13 protein-coding genes are annotated in these 13,666 nt (G+C 67.7%); 8 read left to right on the top strand and 5 right to left on the bottom strand.

The features are described from left to right. Nucleotides 1–20: 20 nt before the first annotated feature. Complete coding sequence (locus VDQ18_RS03225; protein ID WP_323019575.1) at nt 21–977, top strand: CheB methylesterase domain-containing protein; 957 nt, start codon at nt 21–23, stop codon at nt 975–977. After that, nucleotides 974–1,540 carry a chemotaxis protein CheD gene (locus tag VDQ18_RS03220; RefSeq protein ID WP_323019574.1) on the top strand — a complete coding sequence of 189 codons (567 nt, stop codon included), beginning with the start codon at nt 974–976 and terminating at the stop codon, nt 1,538–1,540. Before VDQ18_RS03225 ends, VDQ18_RS03220 begins: the two co-directional genes overlap by 4 nt. A 255-nt stretch (nt 1,541–1,795) precedes the next feature. Here the strand turns inward: VDQ18_RS03220 and VDQ18_RS03215 are convergent, their stop codons facing one another. Then, on the bottom strand, nt 1,796–2,512 hold the full coding sequence (locus VDQ18_RS03215; RefSeq protein WP_323019573.1) for a helix-turn-helix transcriptional regulator: 717 nt from the start codon (nt 2,510–2,512) through the stop codon (nt 1,796–1,798). A gap of 79 nt (nt 2,513–2,591) precedes the next feature. Between VDQ18_RS03215 and VDQ18_RS03210 the strand changes: the two genes are divergently transcribed. The 3 genes from VDQ18_RS03210 (at nt 2,592) to VDQ18_RS03200 (ending at nt 5,654) form a co-directional block, all read left to right on the top strand. Further along, nucleotides 2,592–3,110, top strand: a complete 519-nt coding sequence (locus VDQ18_RS03210) for a VOC family protein (RefSeq protein ID WP_323019572.1) — start codon at nt 2,592–2,594, stop codon at nt 3,108–3,110. 164 nt (nt 3,111–3,274) lie between these two features. Then, entirely contained in the window at nt 3,275–4,450 is a 1,176-nt protein-coding gene (locus VDQ18_RS03205) for an alpha/beta hydrolase (RefSeq protein WP_323019571.1), read from the top strand. Between the two features lies 1 nt (nt 4,451). Beyond that, entirely contained in the window at nt 4,452–5,654 is a 1,203-nt protein-coding gene (locus VDQ18_RS03200; protein WP_323019570.1) for an FAD-dependent monooxygenase, read from the top strand. Nucleotides 5,655–5,663: 9 nt separating this feature from the next. Here VDQ18_RS03200 and VDQ18_RS03195 read toward each other — a convergent pair whose 3' ends face one another. After that, nucleotides 5,664–6,113 carry a MarR family transcriptional regulator gene (locus tag VDQ18_RS03195; protein WP_323019569.1) on the bottom strand — a complete coding sequence of 150 codons (450 nt, stop codon included), beginning with the start codon at nt 6,111–6,113 and terminating at the stop codon, nt 5,664–5,666. A gap of 64 nt (nt 6,114–6,177) precedes the next feature. On the opposite strand from VDQ18_RS03195, the gene VDQ18_RS03190 reads away from it, so the two are divergent. Next, nucleotides 6,178–7,026: a p-hydroxycinnamoyl CoA hydratase/lyase gene (locus VDQ18_RS03190; RefSeq protein WP_323019568.1), complete on the top strand. Its 849-nt coding sequence runs from the start codon at nt 6,178–6,180 to the stop codon at nt 7,024–7,026. Between the two features lie 137 nt (nt 7,027–7,163). Here VDQ18_RS03190 and VDQ18_RS03185 read toward each other — a convergent pair whose 3' ends face one another. From VDQ18_RS03185 to VDQ18_RS03175, 3 genes are all read right to left on the bottom strand, one after another. Beyond that, nucleotides 7,164–8,687 (bottom strand): tripartite tricarboxylate transporter permease, encoded by a 1,524-nt coding sequence (locus VDQ18_RS03185; RefSeq protein ID WP_323019567.1) that lies wholly within the window; start codon nt 8,685–8,687, stop codon nt 7,164–7,166. After that, on the bottom strand, nt 8,684–9,142 hold the full coding sequence (locus tag VDQ18_RS03180; protein WP_157958012.1) for a tripartite tricarboxylate transporter TctB family protein: 459 nt from the start codon (nt 9,140–9,142) through the stop codon (nt 8,684–8,686). Before VDQ18_RS03180 ends, VDQ18_RS03185 begins: the two co-directional genes overlap by 4 nt. Nucleotides 9,143–9,256: 114 nt before the next feature. Further along, nucleotides 9,257–10,249 carry a tripartite tricarboxylate transporter substrate binding protein gene (locus tag VDQ18_RS03175; protein WP_323019566.1) on the bottom strand — a complete coding sequence of 331 codons (993 nt, stop codon included), beginning with the start codon at nt 10,247–10,249 and terminating at the stop codon, nt 9,257–9,259. Between the two features lie 465 nt (nt 10,250–10,714). On the opposite strand from VDQ18_RS03175, the gene VDQ18_RS03170 reads away from it, so the two are divergent. After that, nucleotides 10,715–11,440, top strand: a complete 726-nt coding sequence (locus VDQ18_RS03170) for an SDR family oxidoreductase (RefSeq protein ID WP_323019565.1) — start codon at nt 10,715–10,717, stop codon at nt 11,438–11,440. Between the two features lie 102 nt (nt 11,441–11,542). After that, the gene (locus tag VDQ18_RS03165) at nt 11,543–13,663 is read left to right on the top strand and encodes an acetate--CoA ligase family protein (protein WP_323019564.1); all 2,121 of its coding nucleotides are present in this window, start codon (nt 11,543–11,545) and stop codon (nt 13,661–13,663) included. The last annotated feature ends 3 nt before the right edge of the window (nt 13,664–13,666 follow it).

The following is a 13,666-nucleotide window of genomic DNA, read 5'->3' as shown; positions in this document are numbered from 1 at the left end:
ATCCATGAAGGGGGGAATCGATGCGCATCCTGGTGGCAGATCCTGACAAGACCCGGCGGCGGCGCCTTGCCGAACGGCTGGCCGCACAAGCCGATGTGACCATCAGCGACCTGTGCAGCGACCTGACGGAGACCTTCAACGCCGTCGAACACCGGCCACCGACCCTGGCCCTCCTGGCCGAGGAACTGACCCGCCGGCCCGAGTTCGAGATGATGGAAATCCTGTTTCGCACCCTCTCGGTGCGCTGGACAGTGCTGGCGGCACGCCAGGGCGCGCCCGGCCTCGACCCCGAGGGGGACGAAGCCACCCTGGCGGAGGGCCTGCGCCGTTGCCTGGTCGGCGGACGGCAGCCGCCCCCGACCGCGGGCGCCGGCCTGTTGCGCGCGGTGGATCCCTCGGGCGCGGACCGGCTGATCCTGATCGGCTCCTCGACCGGCGGCGTCGATGCCTTGTTGCGGGTGCTCGGCAGTTTTCCGGCCGATTGCCCGCCGACCCTGGTGGTCCAGCACACCGGCGCCGCCTATAGCGCCGGGCTGGCGCGGCTTCTCGACCGCAATGTCGTCCCCGATGTGCGCGAGGCGGCCGAGGGCGAAGTCCCGGCCTTTGGCCGCATCCTGATTGCCCCCGGCGCCGAGACCCATCTCGTGCTGGAGAATGCCACCTCCCTGCGCTGCCGCCTGAAGGCCGGGGATCGGCTGAGCGGGCATCGCCCCTCGGTCGACGCGCTGTTTCATTCCGCCGTGCCGGTGGCGCGGCGGGTCACGGCGGCGCTGCTGACCGGCATGGGGCGCGACGGGGCCGAGGGGCTCCTGGCCCTGCGGCAGGCGGGCGCGCGCACCATCGGACAGGATCGCGCGACCTCGGTGGTCTATGGCATGCCGGGCGCGGCACGCGATCTCGACGCCGTGGATCAGGAACTGCCGCTGTCGGCGATCGGGCCGGCGCTGCTGAAGGCAACACAGAGGATACGCGCGTGAGCCCGTCGAAACACTCCTGGCCGGAGGGCTACAGCACGCATGTCGTGCCGGTGATCCGCGGCGAATTCCTGGTTTCCGACGACCCCGATGTGGTGCTGTCGACGGTCCTCGGCTCCTGCGTGTCGGTCTGCCTGTTCGATCCCGATTTCGGGATCGGCGGGATGAACCATTACCTGCTTGCTGATGCCTCCGAGGGCGAGGCGACCAGCCTGAAATACGGCGCCAATGCGATGGAGCTGCTGATCAACAACATGCTCAAGCGCGGCGCCGCGCGGACGCGGTTGCAGGCAAAGGTGTTCGGCGGCAGCCGGATGAGCGGCCGCTTCGCCGACATCGGGCCCCGGAATGTGGAATTCGCCCTGCGCTACCTCGCGGCCGAGGACTTCCCGGTGGTCGGCCGCGACCTGGGTGGGGCCGAGGCGCGGCGGGTCAATTTCCACCCGGCGACCGGCAAGGCGCGGGTGGTGCATGTGACCGGCACCGTCGAACCCGCCATCGCCGCCCCACCGCCGCCCCGCCCCTCGGCGCGACCGGCACCCGCGGGGGGCGTTACGTTGTTTTGACACCGCATCGGGCGAGGTCCGGCGCAAGGAATGGGCTGAGCTGGGGGCCTGGCCCGGCGGTCCTGGCCCGAAGAGCGGGGAGGCGACGGGAGGCCAAGTGAGGGGCCAAGCGGTTGTTCCGAAGCCCCCCGGCGGCGAGGGGCACGACTTTCCAATCCGGGGACGCCGCCTCGGCCCGGCGTCAGGACGGTCAGCCAACGGGCACCTCCGGGGGCCTAAGCGGCGCACCCTCCGCCAGGCACCCCGGGCGCATCGTCACCCCGCCCCCGCCTCCAGCAGCCGCCGCAATTGGTGTCGGTCCGCGATGCCCAGCTTCGCATAAGCCCGGCGGCGGTAGGTTATGACGGAACTGGGCGCGAGGCCCAGCGTCTCGGCGATGCGGGGCTGGTCTTCGCCCGCGGCGGTCAGGCGCGCCACCTCCGCCTCACGCGGGCTCAGTCCCGCCAGCGGATCGGCGGGCACCGCCACCGACACCAGCCGCGCGTGCCGCAAGAGCGCCGCGTGCAGGACCGGCGCGCGCTCGGCGAAGGCGCGCAGCGCGGCGGGCGGAAAGGGGCCGGTGTCACGCGCGCGATAGGCGTTGGCGATGATCCCTGGCGCGCCCGCACGATAGAGCGACAGCCGCTCCAGCACCGCGCCCTCGGTATAGCATTCGTGACGGTAGTCGATGTCGCGGATCCCCTGCGCCGGGCGTTTGAGCACCTGCATCGCCCGATGCGCCCGGCCCAGCGCCGTCACCGCCGAAGTGTCGCGCCGCCAATAGCGCTGCGCATAGCGCAGCGAGGCGATGCGGGCGAAGGCGCTGGCCTCGGGATCGGCGCTTTCGGCGACCAGCACCCGGGCGCTGTCCCCCTCGATGGCGAAGACTGAACAGAGATCGGCCCCGCATTCGTGGCGTAGAAAGCGCATCAACGCGGGCCCGAACCCGGGCTCGCCCAGCGTGAGGATCAGATCGGCGAGGTTGTCCGGCATACTTCCTGTCCCCCCTGAATGGGGACGCCAGACTGGCCGCCCGCATGCCATCCTGTCAAGGCAAGCTGAGGAGGATTCCATGCAACCGCCCAAGATCAAGGGTCTTTACCATTATTCGTTCCCCTGCCGCGACGGCGAGGAGACCCGCCATTTCTACGAAGACATCCTGGGCCTGCCGCTGGTGGCCTGCATGATGTCGGACAAGGTGCCCTCGACCGGCGAGGAAAAGCCCTATGCGCATTTCTTCTTCGAGATGGGCGACGGCTCCTACATCGCCTTCTTCGATCTGGGCGAGAACCAGATGCCCGAACCCTCGCCCAACACCCCCGGCTGGGTCATGCATTTCGCCGTCGAAGTGGCGAGCGTGGCCGAGGTCGAGGCGATGGGCGAGCGGCTGAAGGCATCGGGCGTCAGCGTCACGCCGGTGGTCGACCACCATTTCATCAAGTCGATCTATTTCTTCGACCCGAACGGGCTGCGGCTGGAAGTGACCGCCCGGGTCGACGAACCGGGCTATCTGGAAGAGCAGGCGCGCGAGGCGCATGACGTGCTCAAGGCCTGGGGCGCCAAGAAGGCCAAGCTGCTGGCCAACGCCTGACACCCCGTCCTTCCCGCGAAAGGCCGCCCCCGGGGGCGGCCTTTTTCATGTCCGCGAAATGGTTGACGCGGGCCGGATATTCGGAATAATTGAACCACGTTTGACAAAAGCAAATGCGCCGACAGGCGGACACCCCCTGGAAGAGAGACGGAAAGACCCTGAAAATGCAGCAGAAAACCCCGTGGCAGCGGCATTTGCAGATCGTCTCTTTCGCCGAACAGGTCAAAGCGACCGAGGTCTACGGCTTCGCCGGAAACTCGGGCATGGTGAACCTGGAGGGGCAGCTTCTGAAGGGCGAGCGCCCGTCGAAGACGGTCTTCGTCTTCATGCACCCGACCTCGACCCTGCAACTGCTGCCGATGCCGATGGCGCTGGCCGACCGGGGGTTCCACGTCCTCTGCGCCGCCAGCCGCTATGCCCGCAACGATTCCGCGCTGATCATGGAGAAGGTGGCGCTGGACCTCGGCGCCTGGATCCGCCATGCGCGTGAAACCCTGAGCTATGAGAAGGTCGTGCTGGTCGGCTGGTCCGGCGGCGGGTCGCTGTCGCTCTTCTATCAGGCGCAGGCCGAGAACCCGACCATCACCCACACCCCCGCCGGCGACCCGGTGGACCTGACCGCGGCGGGGCTGATCCCGGCGGATGGCGTCATCTTCATCGCCGCCCATCTCAGCCGGGCCGAGACGCTGACCGAATGGCTGGACCCCTCGGTCCTGGACGAGACGGACCCCGACCGGCGCGACCCCGACCTCGACATCTACAGCCCCGATTGCCCGCATCAGCCGCCCTATGACCCGTCCTTCGTCGCCCGCTTCCGCGAAGCGCAGCGGGCCCGGAACCGGCGGATCACCGACTGGGCGCTGACCCTGCTGAACAACCTGAAGTCCCGCGGCACACCCGAGGTGGAGCGCGCCTTCGTCGTCCACCGCACGATGTGCGACCCGCGCTGGCTGGATCCGACGCTGGACCCGAACGGGCGGCGGCCGGAATGGACCTATATGGGCCATCCGCTGACGGTGAACGTGGGGCCGGTGGGGCTGGCGCGCTACACCTCGCTCAGGTCCTGGCTCAGCCAGTGGAGCTATGACCTGTCCAACGCCAAGGGCCCGATGAACGCGGCGAAGATCACCCGCGCGCCGGTCCTGCAGATCGTCAACACCGCCGACGATGCCGTGCCCGCCACGCATAACCCGGCGATCCGCGACGCGCTGGCGACGCCGGACAAGACCTATGTCGAGCTGGAAGGCGCGACGCATTACTACCTGGGCCAGCCGGAATTGCTGGCGGCCTGTATCGACGCGGTGGCCGATTGGTGCGCTGCCCGCAAGCTGGAGGGCTGAGATGGCCAAGGCGAAGGTACTGATCGCAGGCGGCGGGATCGGCGGCATGACCGCGGCCCTGGCCCTGTTGCAACGCGGCTTCGACGTCACGGTCTTCGAACAGGCGCCCGAGTTGAAGGAACTGGGCGCGGGCCTGCAACTGGCCGCGAACGGCACCCGGGTGCTGATCGAGATGGGGCTGGAGGAAGCCCTGAAGCCGGTGATCTGCGAGGCCGCGGCCAAGGAGGTGCGGCTGTGGAACACCGGGCAGAGCTGGAAGCTCTTCGACCTCGGCGCCGACAGCATCGCCCGGTTCGGGGCGCCCTATTGGATGGCGCATCGTGGGGAATTGCACCGGGTGCTGACCGAGGCGGTGCTGGCCGCCAAGCCCGGCGCGGTGGTGACCGGCGCGCAGGCCATGGGGTTCGAGCAGGACGACAGCGGCGTCACGCTGCTCATGGCCGACGGGCGGCGGGAGCGGGGCGATCTGCTGGTCGGCGCCGATGGCGTGCATTCGCGGATGCGCTCGCAGATGTGGCAATCGCCCAAGGCGCGCTTTACCGGGCTGATGGCCTGGCGGGGCCTCGCGCCGATGGAGGCGCTCCCGGCCGAGCTGCAGCGCCCGGTGGGGACCAACTGGATCGGCCCGGGCGGGCATGTCATCACCTATCCGATCAGCGGCAACCGGCTGATGAATTTCGTCGGTCTGGTGGAAAACCGCGAATGGACCAGCGAAAGTTGGACCGCGGCCGGCAGTACCGAGGAATGCAAGGCCGATTTCGCCGGTTGGAACCCGTTGATCCACTCCGTCATCGACGTCATGGGCACGCCCTTCCGCTGGGCGCTGGCGGCGCGTGACCCGCTGCCGCACTGGACGCAAGGGCGCGTCACGCTCCTGGGCGACGCCTGCCACCCGACCCTGCCCTTCCTGGCGCAGGGGGCGATCATGGCCATCGAGGACGGCTATATCCTGGCCCGCTGCCTGGACGAGAACCAGCAGGATCCGGCCGGGGCGCTGATGACCTATGAAGGGCTGCGCAGCGAGCGGACGGCGGCGATCGTCAAGGGTTCCGAGGCCAACCTGCACCGGTTCCACAACCCGGTGCTGGCCGACCCGGTGAAGGCACCGCAATACGTCGAAAGCGAATGGCAGCCCGACAAGGTGCGCCTGCGCTACGACTGGCTGTTCGAATACGACGCGACGCGGCTGCCGATCCCCGCCTGAGCCGGACCCTCAGACCTGCTGCATCATCCGGTGCAGCTGGTCGCGCAGGATCCTGTGCAGGGTCTTCATGTCGGCCTGCGGCAGACCGCCAAAGACCTCGGCCTCGACCTCGTTGGCGATGGCGTCGCATTGCGCCAGCAGGGCGCGGCCCTCGTCGGTGATGCGGGCGCAGAGGATGCGCTTGTTCGCCTCGCTCTCCGAGCGGGTGATCAGGCCCCGGCGTTCCAGCGCCGTGACGCTTTCGTTCATCGTCTGCGGCGTGACGAAGAACCGCCGCGACAGTTCGGCCGAGGAGATCCCCTCGCGGTCCCGGACCAGCGTCAGGATGGTGTATTGCAGCCCGCCCAGCTGGTGCGCCTTCAGGCGCTCGTCCAGCGATTTGCGGGTCAGCAGGTTGATGTTGTTGACCAGATAGATCAGCCGCGGGCGAAGGTCGGACAAAGCGATGTTTTCGGACATTGACAGTATAAGGCACCCTGATATGTTCAGCATCAAAGCGTAGTGGAACTCAGGGAGTCTGACAATGAGTCACGATGGTGCAGGCAAGGGCTGGGGGGATAATGTCACCCTCGCCATCGAGGACGGCGTGGCCTGGGTCACCCTGAACCGGCCCGACAAGCGCAATGCCATCAACCCCGGCATCGTCTACGAGATGACGGCGGTGATGGACGCGCTGGAGGCCATGGACGAGGCCGAGGTCATCGTCATCACCGGCGCGGGCAACGCCTTCTCGGCCGGTCAGGACCTCAAGGAATACTTCCGCGAGACCGAGGCCTGGCCGCCGCATGAGCGCGACAAGCTCTTCGCGATGAACGCCGCCTGGCAATGGCGCCGGACCATGTTCTACAGGAAGCCGACCATCGCCGCCGTCAATGGCTGGTGCTTCGGCGGGGCGTTCCAGGTGCTGATCGGCTGCGATCTGGCCATTGCCGCCGAGGACGCGACCTTCGGCCTGTCCGAAATCAACTGGGGCATCATCCCCGCGGGCATCGTGACGAAATCGGTGTCCATGGTGATGAGCCAGCGCGATGCGATGTATTACATCATGACCGGCGAGACCTTCGACGGCAAACAGGCCGCCGAGATGAAGCTGGTGAACAAGGCGGTGCCCGCCGACCAGCTGCACGCCGAGGTCAGCACGTTGGCGCAGACCCTGCGGGCCAAGAACCAGCATGTCCTGCGCGGCGCCAAGACCGCCTATCACCATGTCCGGCAGATGGGCTGGGATCAGGCGCTGGAATACCTGATGGCCAAGGCGGATTCGACGACCTTCCGCGACCGCACCCAGGGCGCGGCCAAGGGCATGAGCCAGTTCATCGACGAGAAGCGCTATCGCCCGGGTCTGGGCGCCTACGACCGCAGCGGCGACTGAGCGCAGCTCAAGGGTTGGGAAAGACGGGGGCGGCGGAGCGATCCGGCCGCCCTTTTTCCGTGCCGCTCCCTCGCGGGTGCAAAAGAAAAGGGCGGCAGGATCACCCTGCCGCCCTTTCGTGTGTCACCGGGGTCCGGTCACTCCCCGCCCGCGGCCAGCGCGGCGCGGCGACGCGCCCGGGCGCGGAACATGCCATAGATGGTCCAGGCCAGGATCAGCACGGCGATGCCGATGAACAGGGCCGAGATCGGCCGCGTCAGGAACACCGTGTAGCTGCCGCGATACAGCGTCAGCGACCGGCGCAGGTTCTCTTCCAGCATCGGCCCCAGGATCAGGCCCAGCACCAGCGGCGCCGGCTCGAACCGCAGGATGTTCATCACGATGCCGAGGACGCCGAAGAACATCAGCACATAGAGGTCCACGACCGAGTTCGAGACGCTGTAAACGCCGATGCAGATGAAGGCGATGATGAACGGGTAGAGCACCCAATACGGGATCGCCAGGATCCGCACCCAGAGCCCGATCAGCGGGATGTTGAGGATCAGCAGCATCAGGTTGCCGAAGAGGAAGCTGACCAAGAGGCCCCAGAACAGGTCGGGGTGATTGTTGATCACCGAAACGCCCGGCTGGATCCCGTGGATGGTCAGCGCCCCCAGCATGATCGCCATGACGATATCGCCCGGAATGCCCAGGGTCAGCGTCGGGATGAAGGCGGTCTGCACGGCGGCGTTGTTGGCGGCCTCGGGCCCGGCGATGCCCTCGATGGCGCCCTTGCCGAAGCGCGACGGATCCTTGGAGACGCGGCGCTCGGTGGCGTAGGACATGAAGCTGGCCAGCAAACCGCCGGTGCCCGGCAGCGCCCCGAAGAACGAGCCCAGCCCCGTGCCCCGGAACATCGCGCCCCAGCTGCGGCGCCAGTCGTCGCGCGTCGGCCACATGGACGAGAACGAGATCGAGCGCGCCTCGACCGTGCGGCCGGTGATCTGGCCCGCGTTCTTGATGACCTCGGGCAGGCCGAAGATGCCGAGCGCCACGGCCACCAGCGGCAGCCCCTCATAGAGCTGGTCGACGCCATAGGAAAAGCGCAGCAGACCCGAATAGAGGTCACGCCCGACCATGCCCAGGATCAGCCCCAGCCCGATCATCGCCAGCCCCTTGATGGGCGAGCCCGAGGCGAGCGTCGAGGCCGCGACCATGCCCAGCACCATCAACGAGAAGAACTCGGGCGCCGAGAAGCTGAAAGCCAGCGCGGCGATGGGCGGCGAGAAGATCGCCATGATAAGCATGCCGCAGATCGAGCCGATGAACGAGGCGATGGCGGTCATGAAGAGCGCCACACCCGCCCTGCCCTGCTGGGACATCGGGTAGCCCTCGATACAGGTCACCGCCGACGAGGGGGTGCCGGGCAGGTTCAGCAGGATCGAGGCGGTCGAGCCGCCATAGTTCGACCCGTAATAGATCCCCGCCAGCATGATCAGCGCATGCGCCGGTTCCATGCCGAAGGTGAGCGGCAGCAGAAGGGCAATGGCGGCCAGCGCGCCGATCCCCGGCAGCACGCCGATGAAGGTGCCGAGCGTCACGCCGACGAAGCAGTACCACATGGCCTGCCACGAGAAGGCGACCGAGAAGCCGAGCGCGAGGTTGGAAGCAAAATCGCTCATGGGCGCCACCGGATGACATCGACGTTGAGCGAAAGCCCGTATTTGAAGATGGCGACGCAGACGGCCGGGACGGCGACCGAGATCGTCAGCTTCTGCCAGATCGAGGTGTTGGTGTCGGCCAGCGAGCCGAGGAAGACGGCGACGAAGATCGACGGGAACATGCCGAAGCGCTCGATCATCACCGCGAAGGCCGCGACGGCGGCCAGGATCAGGAAGGGCGAGCGCATCGGCGGCAAGCTCCAGCCGAAATCGCTGGCGGTCCGGGTCCAGAGGTTCTCGACCGCGATGACGAGGCCGAGGAGGACCATCAGCACGCCGACGTAGAACGGGAAGTATCCCGGCCCGATGCGGCGCGATGTGCCCATGTCGAAACTGGTCGATTCAACGATGGCAAGGACGCCGATGAGTACGACGAATCCCCCTGCCAGGATGTCGACTGCCTTTATTCTGCTCAAAAGCACCTCCCGTGTGCCTTGGACCCTGGCGTCGGGCCCCTCATGCAAGAGCGTCGGAGAGCCCTGCCCCCCGACGCTCGGTTCGTGCAGGTGGCGCGATCACGCGCGCCCCGGTCAGTTGCGCGGAAGTTGCGCCAGATCGACGAGGAAGGCGCCCTGCTCGACGTTCTCCCGCATCCGCTGGTCCACTTCCTCGGGCGTGGCGATCCACGGAACGCCGCCCATCGTGCGCAGGAAGTCCTGCGTGCCCTGCTCGGCCATCACCGTGCCGAACATCTCGGCCAGGGTGGCGACGACATCGTCGGGCGTGCCGGCCGGAACCCAGGCGGCCCAGACGCCGACCTGATCCACGGTCATGCCGTATTCGGTCAGCGAGGGCACGTCAGGGGCGATGTCCATCCGCGAGCCCGAGCCGGTGGCCAGCACCCGCACCCGGCCTTCGCGGGCCTGCACCATGGCGGTGACCGGGTCGGTAACGGCGAAATCGACGGCCAGGTTGACCACGTCCGGCACCATCTCGATCCCGGTGCGATAGGGCACTTCGGTCGGGGTGGCGCCGAGTTCGGACAGGTATTGCGCCGCCAGCAGCCGCCCCGAGGTGGCCGAGGTGCCATAGGTCGCGTTCTCGCCTTCGGCCAGCAGATAGGCGTTCAGCTCCTCGATGGTCTGGATCGTCGAATCGACACCGACGACGATGAAGAAGGGCTGTTCGTTGATCCCGGCGACGCCGCGCAGGTCGGTGCGCGGATCGATGGCAGGGTTGTTCCACAGCGAATAGTTCACCGCAGTCGAGAAGCCCGAATGCACATAGACGGTGTAGCCATCGGGATCCGAGCGGGCCACGAACTCGGCCGAGATCGTCCCCGCCGCGCCCGGCTTGTTGTCGACGATGATCGTGTGGCCAGTGGCTTCCTGGATCGCGTTGGCGAAATAGCGAACCAGCGTGTCGGCACCGCTCCCGGCCGGGAAGGCGCAGATGAAGGTGATCGGCCGGTTCGGAAAATCGCTGGTCTGGGCCAGCGCCGGGGCCGAAACGGCCGCGGTCATGGCCGCAGCGCCGACCAGCGACAGCAGCTGGCGGCGAGTGGTCTTAAGCAGGTCCATCATAGGGTCAATCCTCCCAATCTCCCTGAGGCACGCTCGGTGTCGGCGGCAGTCGCACCCGGATTTCGTCGGAACGGACCCGCCTTTTGCCGGGGTACGATCCGAACGGGAACCCGGTCGGGCGACCGCTTCCTGCCCTCATTCATGCGGCACAGGCCCCCGCAGTCAACAGGTATTTTCGCGGTGATTCGCGCCGAGATCAAGCCTGACGTTCACGTAAACGCCTCGCAAATATCTGTATTGTCGTGATTTTTTTGTATATTCGGCTCCCGAATATCACTTCAACTCTGTCACATGAATTTATACGATGTCGGATGACAGGCCTTGCGGGGCCGATCTTGCGGGCAGAACGCCGCCCTCGGCGGGGACCTCGGGGACCGACGCTCAACCGCAGGAGGATTGTTGCGACGCGGGGGCTGATTCTGGCCGCCGTGTCGGGGCCGAACATGGACACTCTGGGAGGAAGACATGCTGCTGAAGGATCGTATCGCCATCGTCACGGGGGCAAGCTCGGGCATCGGGCTGGCCATTGCCGAGGCTCTGGCGGCCGAAGGCGCCAAAGTCGTCGTCGCCGCGCGCAGCGCCGACAAGCTGGCCGCGCTGGTGGCCGGGATCGAGGGCAAGGGCGGCACCGCGCTGGCCGTGCCCACCGACATGACGGACGAGGGACAGGTCGAAGCGCTCTTCGCCGCCTGCGAGGCCACCTATGGCACGCCGAAACTGGTGATCAACAATGCGGGCATCGCCGATCACACCCCGACCGTCGACCTGACCCTCGACCGCTGGTCCGAGGTGGTGGCGATCAACCTCACCTCGGTCTTCCTGGGCGCACGCGCCGCTTTCCGCGCCATGATCCCGGCGGGCGGCGGGCGGGTGATCAACGTGGGCTCGATTTCGGCCAAGGTGCCGCGCCCGGATACCGCCGCCTATGCCGCCACCAAGTTCGGCCTCGAGGGGCTGACGCATTCGCTGGCGCTGGACGGCCGCCCGCATGGCATCGCCGTGTCGATGGTGCATCCGGGCTCGACCGTCAGCTCGCTGGTGCCGGGCATCACCGACCAGCCGCGCCCGGGCACCATGGCGGCCTCGGACGTGGCGCGGGTCGTGGTGCTGATGGCCTCGCTGCCCGATGACGTGAACCTCTACGAGGGTACGATCCTGCCGGTGACCATGCCCTTCCTCGGTCGCGGCTGAGGACGGGGCGAACGGGGATCAGGGGGCGCGTTGACAGATATACGGCTCCCTGATACCCATGCCTTCGCCGGACTGAAAACCGGGACTTGAGGGAGGGGCATGATGGGCGAAACTGCAAAGCCGGAGGGCAGCGCGCGCGGCGCGGTCGAGCGCCTGCTCAACCCGCGGTCGGTGGCGATTCTGGGCGCGACGCCCGAACGCGATTCGGTGGGCGGCGGCGTCCTGTCCAACCTCGAACTCTTCGGCTTCCAGGGCGACATCCACCTCGTCAGCCGATCACGCGACGAGATCAACGGGCGGCCCTGCGTCAAATCGGTGGCCGACCTGCCGAGGAGCGTGGATGTGGCCGTGCTGATCGTGCCCTTCAAGGCGATCCGCGACTCGGTCGTGGCCTGCATCGCGCAGGGCGTCGGCGCCATCGTCATCTTCACCTCGGGCTTCGCCGAGGCATCGGAAGACGGCCGCCGCGCGCAGGAGGAGCTGGCGCAGCTTTGTGCCGATGCGGGCGTGGCGCTGCTGGGTCCGAACTGCATGGGCTACACCAATTTCGTCGCCGGTGTGCCGATGACCTTCGAGCCGGTCGCGCGGCACGACGTGGGCCAAGGCTCGCGCGTGGCGATCATCGCCCAATCGGGCGCCACCGCTGCCAATATCCGTTTCGCGCTGCAGGCCCGCTCGGTCGCCATCTCGCATGTCGTCGCCACCGGCAACGAGGCGCTGCTCAGCGCCGAGGATTTCATCGAACACGCGCTCAGTGACGCCAAAATCGCCGTCATCGCCGTCTATGTCGAACAGCTGCGCGACCCGGCGCGGTTCCTGTCGCTGGCCGCCCGGGCGCGGGGCTTGGGCAAGCCCATCGTCATGCTGCACCCGGGCTCGTCCGAACGGGGCCGGAAAGCGGCGGAATCCCACACCGGGGCGCTGGCGGGCGATCACGCGCTGATGCTGGCCGCCGCAAGGGCCGAGGCCGTGGTCTGCGTGCCGACGCTGGACGAGATGTTCGACACCTGCGCCATCCTCGCCCGCTTCCCCGCCCCCGGCCCGGGTGCAGCGGGCATCGTCACCAATTCGGGCGCCATCCGCGGCCTTGCCTTCGACTTCGGCGAGACCATCGGCCTGCCCATCGCCACCCTGACCCCCGAGGTCACGGCCGAGCTGACCGAACAGGTCCCGCCTTACGTCCATGTCGACAACCCCTTCGACATCGGCACCACGGGCTTCGCCAATCCCGGGATCTACGGCACCTCGGCCACGGCGATGCTCAAGGACCCGGGCGTCGGCATCATCCTCAGCGTCCATGCCGGCGGCTCGCCCGCCATGCAGGAAAAGAAGATCGACTACCTGCTGCCGGTCTATGAGACCGCGACCAAGCCCATCGTCTTCTGCCTGATCGGCGACGATTACCCGCTGGCGCCCGCCTTCATGGAAAAGGTGCGCGCCTGCGGCATCCCCTTCTTCCGCTCGCCCGAGCGGGCCATGCGGGCCATGAAGCTGGTGGCGGACTATGCCGCCGCCCGCGTCGCGGCCGAGGATCGCGACACGAGGACCGCCCCGGTGCTGGACCTGCCCAAAGGCGGCGCGGTGGTGGAATATGTCGGGAAACAGGTGCTGGCCGATCTGGGCCTCTCGGTGCCGAAGGGCGACATGGCCAGGACCGCCGACGAGGCCGTCGCGATTGCAGATCGCATCGGCTACCCGCTGGTGCTGAAGGCGCAGGCCGCGAAGCTGAGCCACAAGAGCGACGCGGGTGGGGTCATCGTCGGCCTCAAGGACGAGGCTGCGCTGCGCGCCGGTTGGGACCGGCTCCACGCCAATATCGCGGCCCATGCGCCGGGCCTGACGCTGGACGGCGTGCTGGTCGAGGAGATGGTGCAGCCCGGCCTCGAACTGGTGATCGGCGCCAAGCGCGATCCGAACTGGGGGCCGATGGTGCTGGTGGGCCTCGGTGGCGTCTGGATCGAGGTGCTGCGCGACTCCCGCCTGATGCCCGCCGATGTCAGCCTCGCCCGCGCCAAGGCCGAGATCCTGCAATTGAAATCCGCCCGCCTCCTCGGCCCGTTCCGCGGCCAGCCCGCGCGCGATGTCGATGCGGTGGCCGAGGTGGCGGTGCGGCTGGGCGCGCTGATGCGGGCCAATCCGCAGATCCTCGAGGTCGATATCAACCCGCTGGTTGTCCATGCCGAGGGCGCGGTCGCGCTCGACGCCCTCTTCGTGTCGGAGTGAGCC

Origin of the sequence: Pararhodobacter sp. (assembly GCF_034676075.1) — a bacterium.
GTDB lineage: Bacteria > Pseudomonadota > Alphaproteobacteria > Rhodobacterales > Rhodobacteraceae > Pararhodobacter.
The sequence above is the reverse complement of the archived record's forward strand: the minus strand, read 5'-3'. Positions and strand labels throughout refer to the sequence as shown.